At 63.4% G+C, this 21,137-nt stretch carries 6 protein-coding genes; 3 read left to right on the forward strand and 3 right to left on the reverse strand.

Annotated elements, in window-relative coordinates; genetic code table 11:
- Positions 1 to 6: 6 nt before the first annotated feature.
- From ACTWPV_RS35505 to ACTWPV_RS35515, 3 genes are read left to right on the forward strand one after another with little or no spacing between them, the layout of a single operon-like run.
- Positions 7 to 4,929 carry an Eco57I restriction-modification methylase domain-containing protein gene (locus tag ACTWPV_RS35505; RefSeq protein WP_443155125.1) on the forward strand — a complete coding sequence of 1,641 codons (4,923 nt, stop codon included), beginning with the start codon at positions 7 to 9 and terminating at the stop codon, positions 4,927 to 4,929.
- Positions 4,926 to 11,528, forward strand: coding sequence for a DEAD/DEAH box helicase (locus ACTWPV_RS35510; protein ID WP_443155126.1), 6,603 nt, complete (start codon positions 4,926 to 4,928; stop codon positions 11,526 to 11,528). The genes ACTWPV_RS35505 and ACTWPV_RS35510 overlap by 4 nt, the downstream gene beginning before the upstream one ends.
- The gene (locus ACTWPV_RS35515) at positions 11,521 to 13,680 is read left to right on the forward strand and encodes a UvrD-helicase domain-containing protein (protein ID WP_443155127.1); all 2,160 of its coding nucleotides are present in this window, start codon (positions 11,521 to 11,523) and stop codon (positions 13,678 to 13,680) included. Before ACTWPV_RS35510 ends, ACTWPV_RS35515 begins: the two co-directional genes overlap by 8 nt.
- A 53-nt stretch (positions 13,681 to 13,733) precedes the next feature.
- Here ACTWPV_RS35515 and ACTWPV_RS35520 read toward each other — a convergent pair whose 3' ends face one another.
- From ACTWPV_RS35520 to ACTWPV_RS35530, 3 genes are read right to left on the reverse strand one after another with little or no spacing between them, the layout of a single operon-like run.
- The gene (locus ACTWPV_RS35520) at positions 13,734 to 16,553 is read right to left on the reverse strand and encodes a pPIWI_RE module domain-containing protein (RefSeq protein ID WP_443155128.1); all 2,820 of its coding nucleotides are present in this window, start codon (positions 16,551 to 16,553) and stop codon (positions 13,734 to 13,736) included.
- A 43-nt stretch (positions 16,554 to 16,596) separates the two neighbouring features.
- Entirely contained in the window at positions 16,597 to 20,004 is a 3,408-nt protein-coding gene (locus tag ACTWPV_RS35525) for a pPIWI_RE_Z domain-containing protein (RefSeq protein WP_443155129.1), read from the reverse strand.
- The gene (locus ACTWPV_RS35530; protein ID WP_443155130.1) at positions 19,997 to 21,133 is read right to left on the reverse strand and encodes a pPIWI_RE_Y domain-containing protein; all 1,137 of its coding nucleotides are present in this window, start codon (positions 21,131 to 21,133) and stop codon (positions 19,997 to 19,999) included. Before ACTWPV_RS35530 ends, ACTWPV_RS35525 begins: the two co-directional genes overlap by 8 nt.
- Between the last annotated feature and the right edge of the window lie 4 nt (positions 21,134 to 21,137).

Consider the following 21,137-nt stretch of genomic DNA (forward strand, 5'->3'; position numbering starts at 1 on the left):
AACGCCATGACGTTCAAGTCGATCGTCAACCAGGGCGAGTACATCTCCTCGCACTACCTGGCCGCCCTACTCAAGAACGACCTGGAGGGTCTCCGCAGGCGCTGGCGCCAAGCCGAGAAGAGCGGGGCGGAGAGTTCTGCTCCCGGCCCGTTCAGTTCGGCGCAGGGCCTCAAAGGGTTCGGCAAGCGGTTCTTCGAGCACCGTACCCGGATCAGCGAGCGGCTCGGAGAGAATCCGAGCTTCGACGCGCTGCGCGACCCGTTGGTCATCGAACAGGCCCGAGAGTTGAATGACGAGATCCTCCGGGCCCTGTGCTTCGCCGCGCCGGACGGTGACCCTGAAGGCTGGCTACGCCGGACGGACCTGGACCTGGTCTTCCTCGATAAGCCACGTCAGGTACCGGTAGCACTAGCGGTGACCGGCCTGTCCGGGCTCGAACTCGTCGTGCTCGACGCCACCTGGGCCACCGACCCGGAGGGGATCCTCGACAAGGACGGCGGATGCCGCCTTCTCACTCCCATCGTGCTCGACGGTAGCGAGGAGATCGACCACGCGGGCAAGGCCGTCGAGTTCCTCTTCGGCTGCGAAGAAGAGCCCCGCTACGTACTGCTGCTCGCGGGGAATGTCGTCCTTCTTGCCGACAGTAAGGCATGGCCGAGTGGATACTTGGCGGTTGACTTGAGCCAGGCGCTGCATGCCATGGACGATAGGCCGGGCGGGGAGCTGGAAACGGTTGCCGCGTTGTTCGGCGCGGAGTCCCTGATTACTTATGACGGGCACAGCGCTCTTGCCGACCTCGTTGGTAATGGGCGTAAGCACGCGGTCAGTGTCTCCAAGGAACTGCGCGAAGCACTGCGCCATTCGGTAGAACTGATCGCGCAGGAGATCCTCGACCGGGTCCGGGAGCAGGGGGCCGACCACGAGGACCTCGGCGACGACCTTGCCGGACGGCTCACCGAGCAGTCACTGCGGTATCTCTACCGGATCCTCTTCCTGTTGTACGCCGAGGCCCGCCCTGAGTTGGGCATCCTGCCGAGCAAGAGCGAGGCGTACAAGGAGGGGTACGGCCTGGCGCGGCTCGGCGAGACCGTCAGCTACGACCTGCCGGAAGAGGCCGAGCAGGGGCTCTACCTCCACGACTCCCTGTCGCTGCTCTTTTCCCTCGTCGACCAGGGGTACCAGCCGCCCACTGCGACGGAGCCGGTCCTCGACGAGGACGGGAACGAGATCGCTCTCGGCCGCGAGGGCATCCGCTTCGAGGCGTTGAAGTCCACCCTGTTCGATCCTCGCAGCACAGCGCTCTTCGGAGAGAGCATCCGGGTTGGAGAGAAGGTAGTGGACACTCGGCTCCGGAACAAGTGCTTGTGGCGGGTGCTTAACATGCTCATGCTCAGTCCAGAGTCCCGGCGGGGTAGAAAGAACGGCCAGCGCGGGTTCATCTCCTATGCTCAACTCGGCATCAATCAGCTCGGCGCCGTCTACGAAGGGCTGATGTCCTACACGGGGTTCTTCGCTCCTAAGGATGTTAACGAGGTCGCCCAGACGGTGAAGACAGCGGGCCGCACCGGAGCCGGAGAGGAAAAGGAGAAGCCGGACCCGTCGAAGGGCACCTGGATTGTCCCGACCGAGGAGTCGAGCCGGTACGCCAAGTACATCGTCAAGCGCCCCGATCCTGTCACCGGTGAGCCGAAACCGATCGTCCATGACAAGGGCTCGTTCGTCTACCGGCTCTCCGGCCGGGAGCGTCAGCGATCGGCCTCCTACTACACGCCCGAAGTCCTTACTGAGTGCACTGTGCGGCATGCCCTGGAGGAACTGCTAACCGAGGCGACCGATCCGCGGGACATCCTCGACGTCACTATCTGCGAGCCGGCGCTGGGTTCGGGAGCGTTCCTCAACGAGGCCATCAACCAGCTAGCCGACCGCTACATGCGGCTCGCGCAAGATAGGCAGAGCGTCAAATTGCTGCCCGAGGAACTGGCGCGGGAGAAGCAGAAGGTCAAGGCCTATATCGCGCTGCACAATTGCTACGGAGTCGACCTCAACGCCACCGCCGTAGAGCTCGCCGAAGTCTCGATCTGGCTCAACGTCATGCACCAGGGCCTCGAAGCGCCATGGTTCGGTCTGCACCTGCGGCCAGGCAACTCGCTGATCGGCGCCCGCCGTGCCGTCTACCACATCGACCAGCTCAAGAGCGGCGACTGGCGGACAACCCCACCCCTCGACCGGGCGCTCACCTGCGACCTGACCGACGAGGATGACCCCAACCAGGTGATCGACCGGCTCGCCGAGGGTGAAGTCCACCACTTCTTACTACCGGCGGAGGGCTGGGGCGCGATAGTCGACGCGGACCAAACCAAGGAACTCACAACGGACGAGCGGGACAAGCTGAGGGAGTGGCGGAGGAGCATCCGGCGCTCCATCAGCGACTCGGCAACACAGAGACGACTGACCGCTCTGGCCCAGCGGGTGGAGCGCCTCTGGGAGCTTACCCGCAAGCGCATCGCCGCCTCGGAGAACGAGATCCGGCGGCGGATCCCCATTTGGGGGCTCAGACCCGAGGACCGTCCGTTGCCCGCACCGGCCTCCGGAACGGTGACCCGCGACGAGATCGTCAGAGCGCTGTATGAGGACTGGGAGTCGCCGTACAACCGGCTGAAGACCGTGATGGACGCTTGGTGCGCCCTTTGGTTTTGGCCGGTCGGCCAAAACCTGGACGTCGCACCGCCGACGCTCGGCCAGTGGCTCGACTTCTGCGAGGCCGTCCTCGGCGTCCAGCCGGAGAAGGCCAAGCCGCGAGGGAAGAAGGGCAACGCGCATATCGATGACATATATGGGTTGTTCGCCCCGGATCCCAGGTTCGCTGCTCGGGCAGAGGAAGATGCCCACGACCGGTTCATTGCCCGGTGCAAGCCCATCACGGAGGTCGCCGTCGACGATCGATTCGCGTGGTGGACGGTCCTACACGAGATCGCCAAGCGCGAAGGCTTCTTCCATTGGGAACTCGAGTTCGCTCAGGTCTTCGCCAAAGGCGGCTTCGACCTCCAAGTGGGGAATCCCCCGTGGGTCCGACCCACCTGGGACGACAAGCTGTCTCTCGCTGAATATGAACCGTGGTTCATGTTGGAGAAGAAGATTCCCGAGGACGAGCTGACGCGGATACGGGCTGAAGTTCTGTGCAATCAGTACGTGGTCGACGGATATCTCTTGGATCTGAATTCTTGGGCTGGCCTGAACGCCCATCTGGGATCAAACGTCGAACATCCCGTCCTCGCCGGTGTTCAGACAAATCTGTACACGAACTTCATGGACCAGACATGGCGAAACAGTAGTGCGCGAGGAACAGTTGGCCTGATTCATCCTGAATCGCATTTTGTTGATCCGGATGCGGAAGCGCTCAGGGCTGCAGCATATGCACGTCTCCGTCGTCATTTCCATTTCCGAAACGAGCTGCAGCTTTTTGAAGAGATTATGCATACTCGCGAGTATGGCATCCATGTATATGGACCCCCTCGGAAGATTGAGTTCACCAATCTGAGCTGGATTTTCAGGCCGGATACGATAGACGCGTCATTGTCCCACAATGGAGACGGAAATCCTCCTGGAATCCAACTTCCCGGCGGAGGATGGGACACGAACCCGCACGCTTTACGAGTCGTGCGCGTCGACGAGGGCGTGCTCGCCGACTGGGCGCTCCTGGCTGACCCGGCTGGTACTCCTCCTTCTCAGGCGAGTCTGCTCAGACCACTCACTGCGCTAGACAACGACACCCTGAGATCCCTGGCTGACTCGCCTGTGCGCTTAGGCGACTTCAACTTTTGGTGGACCACAGGACTTCACGAGAAGGGAGCGAAGAAATCCGGGTTGATCGAGTGGAGGCCTGAGAGGCCTGAATCCCTGTCGGAGGTCGTTCTTCAAGGAACCCTCTTCACGGTGGCGACTCCTTTCTCCGCCGATATGAAAACTTCGGCGACGAAGGGAAAGGACATCGAGGGGCGGGATCTGGAGAATATGCCCGAACGGGTCGTGCCGAGGACTGGGTATCAGCGCAAGAGGTCTTGCAGCCGCGAGAGATTCGATCTGGCGTTGTGGGTCGATAAGGATGGAGACGCGGTTTTTGGCCCCAGCGAGTGGCGGGTGGTGTGGAGAAGAATGGTGGATCCGTCCATGCAGCGGACGCTCCATGCCGCCCTTATTCCGCCGGGTCCGGCGCACACCGACGGAACATGCAGCCTGGCCCTGTCAGACAAGCGTCACACTGCTGTTCTGGCTGGGTTGTTCGCCAGCCTGCCGTTTGACTATGTGATAAAAGTCCGAGGGAAAATGAACGTTTTCGCAGATACGTTCAAGGTCTTCCCCGCGCCGCTTGACGGTCCTCTCGTCTCGCCCCTGCTCCTGCGTGCGCTCAGACTCAACTGCCTGACCGAGGACTTCGCTCCTCTCTGGGAGGATTTGTTTGACGCCGGATGGCTCCGTGACCGATGGGCCGGAGGGCACAACAAGAGGGTTCTCATCCAAGGCGTGGAAGAGAAGTGGACGGCTGGCACGCCGCTCCGCACCGAATTCGATCGCCGCATGGCCCTTGTCGAGATCGACGCTCTTGCCGCTCTCATTCTCGGAATCCCTGCAGACGGCCTGATCGGTTGGTATCGGTCGCAGTTCGGGGTGCTGCGCAAGTTCGAGTGGGAGACCTTCTTCGCGCCCGATGGTCACAAGATCTGCGCCAACAAGGACAACCTCGGTATGCGGCAGACCGAGGAAGAGAAGAAGATCGCTCAGGCGTGGCTGAAGGCTCAAAAGAATAATGATGATTTCGAGCTTCCGGAGGGCTGGGTACGACCTGAAAGGGAGAAAGAGATGACCCGGGCTTACAAGGAGTTCCAGCGCCGCCTGGAGGCGGGCGAGTATTCCGAGGCGGCCGAGCTGTGATCCCCTCACTCGCGGTCGAGGACCTCAAGAATAGCCTCGTTCAGTATCTGACTACTTCATTCGCACTCGCCGACGACGATGTCCGCAGCGAGCTGGAGCGGTTCCTCAAAGACGATAAGAACGGCGTGTTCCGCGGGCCGTACCTGAGGGTGAGAGCCGGCTTCAAGCCCGCCACGGGCGCCTATGCGAAGGCTCTCGACTGGTGCCCGGAAGTGTTCGCGCCGTTCCTGCATCAGGAGCGGGCATGGACGCGGCTCTCCTCCAAGGGGCAGGTGCCCAGGCCGACGATCGTGACGACCGGAACCGGGTCCGGTAAGACGGAGTCGTTCCTCATCCCGATCATCGACCACTGCGTGCGCATGCGCGACCGGAAGGGCGTCAAGGCCCTGCTGCTCTACCCGATGAACGCGCTCGCCGATGACCAGGCCCGCCGGATAAGCGACTTGCTCAACCGCGACGCCCGACTCGCCGAGGTTACCGCCGGCATCTACATTGGCGGCCGCCCCGGCGGACAAGTGAAGCAGGGCGGGAGCGACTCCGGTGATGAGAACCCCGGTGAATTTGCCCGGGACTATGGCTCGTCGAACCTCCCCAGCCACGAATCGGTCCGGCTGCTGCACGACCGGGAGGAAATCCGGGCCAACCCACCGGACATCCTGCTCACCAACTACAAGATGCTGGACCTACTCCTGCAGCGAGTTCCGGATCTCGTCCTGTGGCGAAACCACACACTTCAGTACGTCGTGCTCGACGAATTCCACACCTACGACGGCGCCCAGGGAACTGACGTGGCGATGCTGCTGCGCCGCCTGGGCGCGGCAACCGGGATGAACGAACCGGGCCGACCCCTGGGTCGGATCACGCCGGTGGCCACCTCCGCGACGCTCGCCAGCGAGCACGCGGCGGACGTCGGTTTCGCCGAGCAAGCGGCCGAGAGCGACCGAAACAAGCTGCTAAGGTTCGCGACGAGCGTGTTCGGGACGACATTCGAAGAGAACTCGCTGATCGGCGAGGAGCGGCTGACCCCGGCGGAGTTTAGTCCCGATATCGACTTCGAGCTCCCGTTCCCTACACCGGACGAACTGGCGAGGGTGGCCGACCCGCTCGGCAGCGAACGGGACCTCAATGAGATCGCCATGCTGACGGTCGGAGTCGGCACGGGCGACCCGGTGGAACTGGGGAACAGGCTCCGCAGCCACATCCTGGTGAAGGCGCTGCTGGAGTCGGCGTCTGACGCCCCAATGACCGTTGAGCAGATTGCCAAGCCATTCGCAGTGCACGGCGGGGGACCGGCGTGGGCGGCACGGCGCGACGGCACACCCAAGCCATCCTTCGGCCCCGCGCTGTCGCGGCTCCTCGCCCTGGTCTCCAAGGCACAGAAGCCCGATGGCTCGCCGCTGCTAAAGGTCGAGGCTCAGCTCTGGGTACGCGAGATCACCCGGGTGATCCGCGCGGCGACCCCCGAGGCCCACTTCCGCTGGTTCGACGATGACGGCCCGACCGGTGACAGCAAACCCAACCGGCTAAACCTCGCGGTCTACCGGTCGGGCGAGCGCGACGCCGCGGCCGAGGACAGCGACGCCGACACGGACATTGAGGCTCTTCCCCCCGCTCCGCTCCGCTGCCATCTCCCCGCTGTGTACTGCCGCAACTGCGGGAGGTCCGGATGGGCGGCGCTCTCTAAGGACGCGGCCATGGACTGGCAGGAGCTCAAGACCCGGCCGCTGGAGATCTACCGCGCGGCGGCTCGGCGCGAGGGCAAGGTGCGGTGGATGCTCCGCGCCTCCGCGCACGAGCCGCACGTCCTCCACCTCGACGCCGAGGGCCGTCGATTAGAACGTAACCCGAATAGTCGGACCGTTCCGGTCATCACCGAGGAGGGGCCGATCAAAAAGGGCGGCGACACCTGTCCGTCCTGCGGCCTAGACGACGGAATGCGCTTTTTGGGCGCCGGCACGGCGACGCTTGCGTCGGTGACGACCACGCAGCTCTTCTCCGAACGACACCTGGGAGGGCAGGAACGCAAACTCCTGGCTTTCACGGACTCGGTGCAGGACGCCACTCACCGGGCCGGGTTTATCGCGCATCGGTCATTCTCGTTCACCTTCCGCGGGCTGTTGACCGCCGCCCTTTCAGCCTCGGGGACAACGGCCGTACACGAGTTGGCGCTGGACGCGGCCGAGTCCGTGGTGAAGGAGCACGCGAACGTCGGCATGACCGAACGGCTCGCCTCGCTGATTCCGCCGGACCTGCGGCGACTGCCCGAGATGTTGCGCTTGCTGGAGGGCACTCCGGTACAGGCGGCGATGGACATGCTCCAGGACCGGCTCATTTTCGCCACCCAGTTGGAGTTCGGTCTGCGGTCCCGGCTCGGTCGTACGCTGGAGTTGACCCGTACGGCAGCAGCTGGAGTGGACATTCCAGACCCGGACGCGCTGGGTGCGCTGCTGCGAGAGGCGCACGGCCATATCCCGGGCAGGGTGACGCTGCAGGACGATCCGGAGGCCTATCTCATTTACGCGCGTGGTCTGCTGGAACGGCTTCGGATTAGGGGCGGGCTCTACCATCCGTGGCTGCGCAGATACATCGAGCAGTCCGGGACGCGGCGCTGGCCGATCTGGGGCGGCCGGGAGACCGGCATGCCCGCCTTCCCCCGAGGGGTCGCCGCACCCCTCTTCTTCGTTGACGGAGGGCATAGCGCGACCGGATTCGACACGCTCGCGAAGCGGCAGACCGCCACGTGGCTGACCGACTGGGCGCAGCGGACGGTCGCGGGCAGTGCCGAGGAAGCGGCACAGCTGAACCGGCGGGCACTGCGCATCCTCGCGTCGCAGGAAATTGTCGACGAGTACCGGACCGAGAACGGCGGGACCGTGTACGCGCTAGCCCCTCGGCGGGTCCTGGTGCACCCGCTGATCGGCGCGGATGCTGACGAGGTAGTCGCCGAATGCGGCGTGCGCTGCCGAACGTGCACCTGGCAGCAGACCATCCCTCTCGGCAAACTGGATGCATGTGTGGGCATGCCGTGCCTGCGGTTCCGCTGTGACGGTAGATTCGAAGCCGACCCGCGGCCCGAGGCGCGTGACGACTTCTATCGCCGGCTATACCACCGCGACCGTCCGGGCAACGTGTTCACGGCAGAACACACCGGGGCGCTGTCGCGGCGGGACCGTGAGCGAGTCGAGAAGGCATTCAAGGACCGGCCTCACCCGTACGACCCGAATGTGCTGGCCTGTACGCCCACGCTGGAGTTGGGCATCGACATCGGCGATCTGTCGGCGGTGCTGCTAACGTCGGTGCCGCCTGGCCCGGCGCAGTACGCCCAGCGGATCGGCCGCGCAGGCCGTGCCACCGGCAATGCGCTGGTGACCACGTTCGTGCCGCGCGACGCGCGTAACCACTACTATTTGCACCGGCCGACGGCGATGCTGGCCGGGCGGATCGTCCCTCCGGCGTGCTACTTGGACGCCGTCGAGATCCTGCAGCGGCACTACTTCGCCTATCTCTTCGACCGTGCCGCTGACGGCTCGCTGTGGCAGGGCACCTTGATGCCCTCCCGGTCGCGGCCCCGTTGGATCGGCGAGCTGTTCCAAGCCGGCTTAGACGACGCGGACGGGTGGCTACGCCGCCTGCTGGAGGTGTCGGTCGTTCGGCACGAGGAGCTGTCCACTGCGTTCATTGCGCTCTTCCCCGAGATGGACGCGGCATTCCTCCGCCGGTTCCCGGACAAGACCGCTGAAGACGGGCTCGCGCGGCAGGCGGTGCGCCGTTTCGCCGCTGGGGGCATTCACACCGAAGTCGGCAAGGCTGTACAGGCATGGCGGCGGCGGCGTGAAGAGCTGCAACAGCGCCTGGCGGCCATCAATAAGGCCTTCGATGCCATCCCAATGCACACCACAGAGCGCGACAGGCAGGAGGATAGGAGGGCTCTCTTTGCCGAACTGCGCGCGGTACGTCGGCGTTTGGACGACCTGGTGAAGGAGAACTCCCTCAACGCCCTTGTCCGGCTGGGCCTGCTGCCCAACTACACACTGCACGACGACGCGGGCTGGTTGGAGGCGTCGCTGTGGTGGCGGGATGCCGATGGCGAGTATCAGGAGGAGAAGGCCGAGTACGGTCGGGCGCCCAGATACGCGCTAACGGAGTTCGCGCCCGGCAACACCTTCTACGCAGCCGGGTCCAAGTACATTGTGGACGTACTAGACATCGGGACCGCGAGGCATGCGGCTTACACATCGTGGAGATTCTGCCGCGGTTGTGGATACGTGCAGCCCGACGCGGAGCAGGCGGTCATCAATCGATGCCCGCGCTGCGGTGATGGCGGGATCTCTGATCCAGCGGCCTCCGGACTGAAAGTTCTGCGCCCGGAACGAACCTTCGCCCGCGAGCGGAGAGAGGACGCTCGTGTCACCGACGAGCGTGATGAACGTGAGCGGCAACATTATGAGGAGTTCACACTCGTCGACATCGATCCGGCGCAGCCGCAAGGATTGCGTGCCTGGAAGGCAGGCCGGTTCTTTGGCGTGGAATTCGCCCGGGAGGCGGTGATCCGGCGAATCAACTTTGGTCCCCGTGGCGTCGCCGGTGCGGACTTAGCTGTCGCAGGTGAGCAGGTCATTACCCCCGGGTTCCTAGCGTGCCCGAACTGTGGCGCCGTGCAAGGCGTCCACCCAGCCGCCTACGATCGGGAGGCGCAGCGGATCGGCACCCGACACTCCCGCTGGTGTCCGCAGCGGGACAAGGGAGTGCTGAAGGAGCCGACCGTCAGGCTCATGTCTGGGTATGAGCTACGGACGCAGGCCCTCCGGGTGCTCCTGCCGTTCTCCACGACGCTGGTGCCCAAACGGCTGGTGTCCTTCAAAGCAGCGCTGCTTCTGGGTGTCACCAAGCACTTCGGCGGAGAACCGGACCACCTCGACGTGGTCGTGGCGACCATGCCGGGTGCGGACCGGGACGTGCCGCGCCGATTCCTGGTGCTGCACGACATCGTGCCTGGTGGCACTGGTTACGTGGAGCACTTGGCCGATGAGGACACGATGCACCGGGTACTGTCCCTCTCCCTGGCACACATGCGCGCCTGCCCATGCGGCAAGGAGGACCGCCAGCCCTGCCACCGATGCCTGCTGCCGTTCGTCCGGCCGGACGAGTACGAACTGGTCTCCAAGGACACGGCAATCGAGCTCCTGTCCGATCTCATCGAAGGATGGGACGTCGAGCCGGTCGACACACTGGCTGACATCTCTCTCGACGCGCTGGCCGACAGCGAGCTAGAGCGGCTGTTTGTCGAGACCCTGCGGATCAAGGCGGACAAGGCGCAGGAGGACAAGGTCGAGCGGGACCGGTTCTCCCTTGTCCCCCGGGCAGGGTCACGCGGCGTCGAATTCGAGCTGAAACTCAAACCGCGGCGCGGTGAGGCGGTCCGCTGGCGTATGCGTGACCACGTCGTCGAACATGCCGCGGTGCGGAGCGAGCCCGATTACGTGTTCGAGACCGAGAATGGACCGAAGGTGGCGATCTTCCTCGACGGGTTCGATTACCACGCGAGCCGGAAGAACAACGAAATCGCCGTCGACGCGGCGAAGAGGTCGGCTCTCCGAGACCGAGGGACCTGGGTCTGGCAACTCACCTGGGATGACGTCAAAGCCTGGGCGAAGGCCGTCGACGAGGGGGTCCATGTCCGCGCGGAGCGGCCGACGCTCCTGACAAGCGGGGGGCTCGACAACGCCCTCGCGCAGTATCAGAAGCTGAGCCAGAAGGACGAGCCCTCCGCAAGCCCGTTGGACGACGCCCTGCTCAATCCCGTGGAATCTCTCCTGGCCTTCCTCGAGAATCCCGAACCGGAGAAGTGGGCGAATCGCGCGGTCGCGCTGCTGAGTGGACTGATCGGGAGCGGAAAGGTGACCCTGTCGTCCAGAGGGGAGATCGGAGCACACCTTCCCGACCTGGTCTCCGGGCAGAAGAACGCGCCTGGGTCCTCCGGCACGGATGACGTCGTGGTGCTGGAGGCCACGACTCCCACGGGTTGCCGCATCATCGGCTTCCGCGACGACAGACCCGGCTCCTCGGGCAGAAAGGACCCGCGGGCATGGTCGGTGTTCACCTGCCTGGACGATCGACCGAAGGCGCTCAGCGACCACGACCATCGCGCCCGCTGGGCCGAATGGCTCGCCTGGTCCAACCTGCTCCAGTTCCTCACAGGCCCGCGCCGCTACTTCGAACAGACCGCGCTATCCCAGACCGAGATGCTCGACCGACACCGAGTGCCGCTGCTCTCCGAGGTCGTCGCAGAGGATGACGTTCAGGAACTACCGCCGGCCTGGGCCGATGTGGCGGAGCTTGCCTCGTCGGTACTGGAAGGCATGCTCCGCGCTTTCGCCCAGGCACAGACGCCACTGCCGCAGGTGGGGTACGAGCTAGGTGATGAGGCATTCCTGGCCGAGCTCGCCTGGCCCGAACGGCGCATCGCCGTCGTCGTGGACGTCGATCCAGAAAGGGACGAAGCTTACGACCTTGCGGGGTGGCGGGTCCACTACGTGGAGCCCGACGGTGTCCCTGACCCTGCGCATCTCATCGAAGAACTGAGGAGCCTCGGTGGCTAAGGCCCATGTCCTGTTCGCGGACAGTTTTGAGAAGGCGTACCAGGGTCTGGACGCGACGATTCAGCGGAGAGTCATCGACTTCATGCTGAAGCTCCGCAAGGACCCCGACGGCAACGGTCTGAACCTCAAACAGCCGCAGGGCGCGCTGAGCAAGGAGATCTGGACGGCTCGGGTCAACGACAACTTCCGGGCCGTGTTATTCCGCCCTACCGCCGACACGTTTTATCTAGTAACAATCAGACCGCATGACGATGCGTACGCATACGCGGCCCGCATTGTCTGGGACATTAACAAGGTCACCGGTGGCGTGGACTTCTGGGACCACGGAGTCATACGGGAGATTCTGGTCCGCAGTGGCGACACCGACCCCGGAATCACGACCAAGGGTTATTTCGACGCGATCTCAGATGCGGACTTCGGGAGGCTCGGCGTCAACGCCTCGCTCGTTCCGGTGCTCCGAGAGATCCGCAGCGAGGACGCGCTGCTCGGCATCACCGAGAACATCCCCAAACTTGCCGCGCAGGTGGTCCTGGCGCTTGCCGACGGCCACACCGTCGATCAAGTGTGGGAGGACATCGTCGCTGGATCGGAAGCCGAAGACGAGATCGATCCGGAGGACTACAGTGCCGCTGCGGAGCGGCCCGCGACCCGTGAGACATTCGCTGTCGTCACCGATGACACCGAAGAACTGGAGCGGATGCTGCTCAAGCCGATGTCGGAATGGCGGGTCTACCTCCATCCCGAACAGCGGAAGATCGCCTACCGGGCGAAGCCGTACAACGGCCCGGTCAAGGTCACGGGTGGCCCTGGCACAGGGAAGACCGTCGTCGCACTGCATAGGGTCAAGGCGCTAGCCGATAGGCTCCCGGCTGGCACGGGGAAGAAGATCCTTTTGACGACCTACACGAACGCCCTCTCCGACCTGCTTGGGCGGCTTCTGGACGACCTCGGAGGGCCGGAGTTGACCGGCAAGGTCGAGGTGCTCAACATCGACAAGGTTGTACGCGATGTGCTGCGCCAGGACTCAGAGTCCCAGTGGGCGGGGGTCGAAGTCCTCGGTGACGCCGCCATCGCCGTCCGGTGGGACGACGTCGTGGCCTCCTCCGGTCAGACGACCTTCGACCGGCTCTTCCTCATTGGGGAGTGGGAACAGGTCATTCTCGCGCAGAACATCCGCACCCGTGACGAATACTTCGCGGCGCGCCGATCTGGACGCGGTCGGCGGCTCATTCGTGCTGAACGTCTCCAGGTGTGGAAGCTCGTGCAGGAGTTCGAGCGCCGTCTGGACCGGGACAAGGCCATCGGATTCAAACAGGCCGCGGTCAAGGCCAGCGATGTCGCCGCAACCTGGAGTGATGCGGACCGGCCGTACCGACATGTCGTCATCGACGAAGCCCAGGACCTGCACGCTGCACATTGGACGCTGCTCCGTGCCCTCGTCCCCGCCGGCCCCGACGACATGTTCCTCGTCGGTGACACGTTCCAGCGGATCTACGACAACCGGGTGACACTCGGCAAGCTCGGCATCGACGTCCGCGGCGGTCGTTCCAAACGGCTCACACTAAACTACCGCACCACCCGGCAGATCCTCGCCGATGCGCTCAGACTCTCCGGCGACGAGCTTCCCGATGATCTCGACGAGGGTTCGGCGACCCTGAAGGGGTATCGATCGGTGCTGCGAGGCGGGAAACCGCATATCAAGGGATATTCGTCCATGGCCTCCGAACTGGCTGCGCTGAGCGAGAGGGTCCGTTCCTGGCATGACCGTGGGATATCGCTTGAGGAAATCGCGGTCTTCGCCCGGACAAGTGCGATGGCGTCGGCCGCGGCCGAGGCGCTCAACGCCTCTGGAATAACCGCCACGCTCGTGAAGTCCGGGCAGAAGCCAGCCTCGGCCGCAGGCGTCCAGACCATGACCATGCATCGCGCCAAGGGACTCGAATTCCGCGCTGTGGCCATTGTCGGCGCCGACGCTGCGCACGTTCCACTTGATATCGCGGTCACGGCGGAGATGGTCGACCACCTCGACTACAGGCGCGATCTCCAGCGGGAGCGGTCGCTGCTGTTCGTCGCAGCCACCCGCGCTCGAGAAGCGCTCTCCATCACCTGGTCGGGTCAGCCGAGTCCTTTTCTTGAAGGGCTGCTTGCATAAATAATGGCCGGGGAGAAGGCATCTTACCGACCTTCTCCCTTCGCCTCAGCTATTCAGCTTTCAGGGGACCTCTCGCCGTTCGTGAGACCGAAGTCGAGAGCCAGTTGTTCATCAGCTAGCTCTCCCGTGTCAGCATCTGCGATTTCAACCTCTTCCTGGGGAAGCGCATACTGGTCGGCTAGCTTGGCCAAGTGCAGAACCAGCGGCAGGCCCAGGACATCACGATAGTCGTCGCACAGGCGCTGTTGGTGGACGAACATCGCCCATTTTTCAGGCTCGTCTCCCTGCTGCATGCAGGCAACTGTTAGCTCGAGGAGCTCCGGATTCCAAGCATTCTTGGTAGGTTTGAACTCGCTGCGGCCTTTGTCGTTAACGTGCGGCGTGAGTTTTGCTGTGTCTGTACTCAGTGGATGCGTGCTTGCTTTGTCGGCCGTGCTGTAGAAGACGTGATCTGAATCCTGAGAGGTCCAGAGTCCCTTCGCGATGCCGCCACGTTGCTTACCTTTGTACTTTTCGTCTCGTAGTTCGGCTGGTGCCCACCACTCTGCGCTCTCGTCTCGCTGACTGTCAGCGATCCTGATGAGTCTGAGCTGTTTACCAATCAGGCCGATCCTTTGCAGTGGTCCGTTGTCGAAGCTGATGCGGTCTTGGACCAGATCGCTATTACGCAGCCATGGCCATCGGTACCGGATGTTCTGGGCTCGGACGAGCACCAGCGTTGGAGTTCCACGCATGGCGCTTAGGGTTTTCTTAACAAACGCGGCCGTTGCGGCGGACTGCTGGGCAGCGCTTTTGAGTTCAGCCTTTCCGATCTGCCCGGTGAGACTTCGCAGAAGTTGCGGGTAAGGTACCCATTCGGTCATGTCGGCGGTCTTTCCCATGATGCATTTCTGGCCAGGGCGAATAAGGACCGCAATGGGAGTGAACTGTGCCGCGTTGGTGGGGCTGTCAGAACGACGTTTCACTAGCCAGAAAGCGAGCTGGTTGAGGTTCTCCGGTATGGCCTCTCCGAGTGAGTGGAGAGGTACGAATCGCATTCCGGTTTGTCGCAGACCGTCGTGCCAGGCGGCCTCCGCGCGGAAGACAGCGTCCGATTCGGCCTCTTCAGGCTCCATGTCTTGATCGAGGGGTCGGATGAACTGGCTGACAAGGCCAGCGTCTGCCAGGCCGAGGCGAATGGCGTGCTTAGGGTCGGCTCTGCGCTTTGCCTTGGCGAACCGCTCTTTACCGTCGAGCTCGACGAACGCAACCTGGGCACCGGGCACCTTCGCCTTGAATTCTTTAGTAAATTTCTCAACAGCGCCCCGCCGGGACGTAATCTGCTGATCGTGTTCTTGGCCCTTGGCGGGTGGCTTGTCATCTCCGAGAGGGGCGGCCAGGTCGCCAATGGGCAGCGCATGGATCCTGATCTCGATCTCCTCAGTCCGCCATGTCCACGTGTCTGGACCCTGCTCTACCCGATGCGAGCTGAGGTCCAGGCTGCGTTCCGCGGCCTGGATGATCCGGCTCCGTGTAGCGTCCGCTTGGTGGAGGACCACGGCCACGAAAGGTAGACCGTCAAGGGCTTCGGCCAGGTGCTTACGTCGTAGGCCCGCGTTGCGGGCATCGATGGCCTCATTTTTTGCGTAGATGGCGGCCAGATCCTCTTCCGAGATCTCCTTCTTAGGAATGGATAGGCGATTCTTGAGCTGTGTTTTCGCTGGCTTACTATATTTACTCCGGGTAAGCAGTGGGATAGGCAGGAAATCTGGAGCCAGTGCTTGTTCCGCCCATTCAGTCAGCCTACGGCGTTCGCTGGGCATGAGACCGGCCCCGATAGCGTGATAACCCATCGCAGCATGGTGGCTGACAGCAACGGCCATGCCGTCGCGTCCATCGATCCAGTGATCGGCCTCCTTGACCAGGCGGTCTACAGAAGGGAGCTGGTCGAGTGCGGAGACGGAGAGCAGCATGCCCTGTGGTCCGCCCTGTCTCCAGTCCGTGGTGCCACGATTCCACTCGATCATGGCGACAGAAAACCGTTGCGGTGTGGGTCCGTTGGGAATCAGTGACTCGTCGGGCAGGAGGTAGACCGACACCCCGCCCTCGGTTGGCATCCATACTTGTCCACGGACGAAGCGACGGATTCCCGTGCTGAGATAGATACGCGGTATCGGCGAGAAGGGCACCGTGCGCAGGCTGAGCCGAATGTAGGCGGAGTAGTACCAAGTCTTGGTGCCGTCGTCATCCTTGTTCTTGGACTCATAGGTCAGCGGAGGCCAGGACATCAGTTCAGCGCCGCCAGCTCTGGCGTCGCCGGCTATCTGCCTGAACTGCAAGGTCCTTCCGTTGTGCTCGTAGGGCGGAAGATCAGCGATTCGGGCGGCGAGAATATCAGGGAGCAGCCGGTACAAATGATCGGCAGGTAGAGCTGTGCCGCTCGGCGAAGGCGTTTGTTCTAGGAGGTCGACGATGGTGGTTTGCCAGGTGAGGCCACCTGTGTCGAGAAGTCGGAAGGTCTTGTGGAGCAGGTCGGCCGATTCGGGGTCTTCTGGGTTCCGCTGTAGGCTTCGCAACCAGGCGGCGGCAAAGCTGTTGACGATCCGCGTTGGGTAAGGGCTGCCGGCGTACAGCCAGGGCTGCTCCGCACCGAACGTCACGCTGTCGTCCACGGAGATCAAATCCGGTGCGACTGCGCGCATCAGGTGGTTGACCCGCTTGGTGGGTATCCGCTTACGCCGCTCAGCCTGCTGGGTTGTCATCCCGTGGTGGTACAGGCGCCTGATGGGCATCTCCCATTCGGCGGGCAGGGCCAGTGTGTACATCGGGGCCTTGAAGCCGTCCCGCTCGGGGTTGGGCCCGTAGGATGCGAGCCGGATCTCCTGGTACTCCACGTTTATGTCCTTCGTGCTGACCTGATCGAGGAACGTTGGCTAATTAGTTCATGTCGACGAGCGCTCGGTAGAGCGGCTCATAGAGCTCCTGGACAAGTGACCGGTCGATGGGCGACAGGTCGGAGTCCTTGTCGAAGTACGGGGTGAGGACTTCGCGCATACTGGCCAGGAGGCTCGTGTCCGCGGTGTCGGTGGCGCGGAATCCGGCTTCCCGTGGCGAGAAAGCCGCGTCGACGAAGACCACCCGCGCGGGCACGCCCCCACGGACAAGACGGCCGATGACCTGCCAGATGACCACGAGTTGGTCCCAAGTGAATGCGATCTTTTCGTCTTCACGCAGGCTTGACCATGCCAGCCGCCTGGTGAGGAGGCGATTCCACAGCTTGCGGGCTCTGCCCCGAAAGTCTTTTCCGGCCTGGTCGGGGGTGCCGGCGGCGAGAGCGGCTTGGCGGAACAAGCCATCGTCATCACGGATCTGCCGCACCGCCCAGTCGTTGATCGCTTGAATGGCGAGAGAGATGTCATCGGGCCGGGGATGAGGACGGGCTAGGAAATAGACGCTTCCGATGGCGGCCTTCCCGTCTTCCAAGACGATGTTGTGGCCACGCTCGACGGCGAGCAATGGCGCAACCAGGATCTCTCCGCCGGATCTGGCGAAAGACGCGACGTTCCCTCGGGAGAGGGTGCGCACCGCCGCAGTCTCCGGCAGGCGGGCCCACGCGGGATCCGCATCCGCGTCGTCGGAGATGAGCAAGGTGACTCTGCCGCTCCACTCGGGGATCTGGTTCAAAAACTCTGCGGCGCGGCGAGCTTCGACATAGCTGCCAACCAGGAGCAGGATACGGCGCCGCTCGGGGTCTTCGATCTCGTCGAGCTCGGCGTCGAACATGCTCGCCGAATCGGTGAGGCTTCGATCGGGGACGGCGAGCTGATGGAGCATCTGGAACAGAGCATCCGAGCGGTCTTCCGGGTCGCTGCCGGACAGCCTTACTGGCCTGTCGCTGCTCGGCCAGTAAAGGAACTCCTTGCGGAATTCGGTCTCCAAGACGGCTTCGATCTCTTCGTCGTGTGGACGCAAGATGGCTCCCACCGGGACGTGCAGGTGGTACCGGCTCGATGTGCCTGCCCAGCTTGTCGCGGACATGAGGAGCACGTTGGGTCCTGGGCGCCCGTCTACCGCGGCTAGGTCTCCGAGGCGGGCGAGCAGCTCACGGCCGACGCCGCTGCAGCGGAAGAACCGGAGTTCGCCGCTGCGGTCACCGTCGCGTTCCCGTTCATCGTGCCGGAACTGGAAGCCCAGAACGTTGCCCATCGGGGATTCGGGAATAACGGGCTCGTAGTCCTTGGGCGGTCTTCTCGACAGAGCGTTGGAGGTCGCTTCGAGGTTCATGGCGGCCTCGACTCGTGGCCAGAGAATTGTCATGAAGTCCAGCCGACTGTGGAGCGCGGCGAGGAGCAGCGTGAATTCCAAGCGGGTTGCCTGCACGTCGAGTTGATCAATGATGTCCGGTTTGGCACCGACGATGCCGGTGAGCGTGGAACGGAGCCGATCACGTGTCCGTGAGCCATGTGGGGCGTGGAGGAGTTCCAGGGCGAGATGCACGAAGGTGTTGACGAGGTCAGCGACCTTGTCCGACTCATTCTTGGGCTGGGTCTCGTGCAGAGGGTCGTCACGGAAACGGGAGAGCGCTTCCTCGACGAGTTGGGCCTCCGGCGACGGGTCCTTCTCGTCGTTGTCCGGGAACCAGCTGTCGATGAGCAGTGAGTGCAAGGTGAAGGCGCTGAAGTAGTCGACGCTGATCCACCTTCGCAGTTCTTCGTCCTTGACAAGCAACGCGTACAAGCGGTCGGTGGCCGCGCTGACCGTGTTGACCGCATTGGTCCAGTCGTCGACGTCCCGAGCCGACAGTTGCAGGCGTCCGTCGCGCGCCATCTGCTGGAACTTGTGGACCGCCACCTCATCGAACCAGGAGTTCGGTGATCTGCCGACCAGGGTGCTGGCGGGGGCGAAGGCTGTGTCCAGTTGCATTTGCACCCGGTCGGCCTCATCGACGATCACCAGATCGCTCAGCCGACACGCGAGCTCGAGATAACGCAGTTGTTCGACGTGCAGATGCGGAGGTACCGCACTGTGGACCAGGCCGGCGGGGGTTGCGACCCAGACCTGCGCATCCACCAGTTCACGTGCTCCATGATGTCGTGGGCAACGGCTCCACAGCGGGCACAGACGTCGTTTCGGTTTCGATCGCCGGACCGGTGGGGTGTCGTCGTCAAGCTCGGAGACAGCTGGCGTCTCCTCTGGTTCAGGCACGGTGTAGAGCGAAGTGCAGGGGGCTTCTCGGATGCCCAAAGGTGCTCGGGCCTCCAGACCGCGCAGCGCGTCCACCGGGCACGCGCTGCTCAAATAGGCGAACCCAGGATGCGTATGGGCGAGCATGGTGGTGGCCCCAGCGGTCGTCGTCCGTCGATGCAGCCGACTGATGTTGCGCTCCCTGGTGGAGTGCCCAAGAACTGGAGCGGCCCTCACGCCGAGCCGGTTGAACTGGTCGACGACCGCGAGTGTCTCGGCGACATCGCCGACCACAATGGTGGTGCGTCGCCCTGTCTGTGTTGCAACGTGAAAGGTCAAGATGTCCCGAATGGTGGACTTGCCTGCGCCGACCATTCCAACCAGGTGCAGTAGCCGGTCGATACGCAGCTTCTTCTTGCGGATGAACTTACCGGCCGTCTCATCACGTATAAGGAGCTTGACACGCTGCAGTCGCCAAGCCCACCGGCTACGCGGGCCGTCAATGTGGCCTTGTTCAATGGCGTCCATCTTGCTGGCGGCCTCTTCAAGCTGTGCCCAGCTCACCTCGATCGCCTCGCCTTGCCCGGCCGGTAGCGCACTGAGCGAATGTGACCTGGGTGCGGATCCCGTCAGCAACTCAGAGGTGAAGGTGATGGAGAACTCCCGATCGCGGGCGCGGAACGTATGCTCTGCGGCGTCAGCCATGGGGATTTCGCGTGTGGCATATGTAGGGGCGCTGGTGAGCAGCTCTTCATAGATCTGGAAGCGGCGCGCGGCCCGCGCCGGCTCACGTCGGCGCGGTATATCCTCCAAGCCGTCGAGGTCATAGCCTCGCAGCTCTTGCGGAACCTTGAGGTAGTCGGTGAGGTTGTCTCGCCAGGCCTTACGGCGTCTGAGATCCCACAGGTAGTGGCGCGCCCGGAGGATGCGCAACCGCTGGTCCTCACTGTGGACATCGCCGAACGCTTCTGCATACCGGTAGCCACCGAGCAGTGTCCAGACGTCAGCGGCGGTTCTGGTGGGCATGACACATGTCAGGAGGTAAAGCCCTAGTTCAACGTCAAGGAGATCGCCGGAGCGGAATGTGTCCATGCTTTTCGGCCACACGTCGTTGAGCTGCGTCGGCGAGCAGCGCCTGTGCCAGCCGCTTCGGTCACGCATGTGACCCTCCTGTCTTGTTTCGCGCCGATGCGACCAGCTTCAAAAACCTCTGATCGTCGAGCAGTGTGATCTGGCCCGACATCTCGTCCGGAAGATGGCGGGCGAAGATTCGCCCGTAGGCGTCGTTCTCCGCGAATCGGTAGCGGGGAACCACAAGGAATGCCCGGTCGAAGGGCGGATCCACACGGAACGGTTTGGTCGTTCGGGCCAGCAGAACCGGGTTGACTCGATCCTTGACGTCCACGGCCCATGCCTGCCCGTTAGGAAGGACGACCCGCAGATCGTAGGCGTCATAGTTGGGCCACATCTGCGGGCTGAGCCCAAATCTGGCGATGAGTGCCTGTTCCAGCTCTATTTCCGCAAGTCCAGGGCTGGTGATGAACACGCGCAAGGGTCTGCTCAGCTGAAGCACCCCGCCCTTGCTTCCCCCTAGGGGAGCCCCGCTACTGGTCTTGCCATCCCGCCGGCAACGATCGAGCTCGCAACGGAAACCTCCCCGGCTCGTCGGCACCATCAGGCAACGGCATCGCTCACACTGCATGTACACGCCATCGCGATGATAGGAGGCGGGAGCGGCTTCGTAGCAGCGTTTGAGGATGGGATGGAGCAAGAGACCGAACTCCGGATCGCCGCCAAGTTCCGCGAGTTCCGCACCGGTGAGGACCGGCTGCGAAGTCAGATGACGTCGAAACGCCGTGTAGGCCTCAGGCGCCTGTGCCGCGCGGCACACTGCGATGGCCTCCAGCAGTCGCTCGTTCTCAAACAGCTCGGCTGCGGGATCGGCCGCATTTACCTCCCACTCCAAGCATGTTTGGGTGGGAGTACGGGTCTCCTTGTCGACAAGCAGGCCGTCTCCACCGAGCATCTCCTCGGGAAGCGACACTGGCCATCGCTCAAGGGGCCGTTCGCTCGCCCAGGCAACCATCTCGGCGATGCTCCCAGGAGGATCAACATCGCGTTTCAGGCAATGGAGGACCAGGTGGTTATATGCGCTCTGGACCTTGGCCGGATAGACCGGATTTGGCACCGTGCGTTGCCGGGACAGAACCACGATGGCGGTGGCGATCAAACGCATGAGGACTTCGCCATCGATGAAGCTGGGCACGGCAGCGGAAGAGTCTTCGTCCATCAGA

Source organism: Nonomuraea sp. KM88 (assembly GCF_052245635.1).
Taxonomy (GTDB): domain Bacteria; phylum Actinomycetota; class Actinomycetes; order Streptosporangiales; family Streptosporangiaceae; genus Nonomuraea.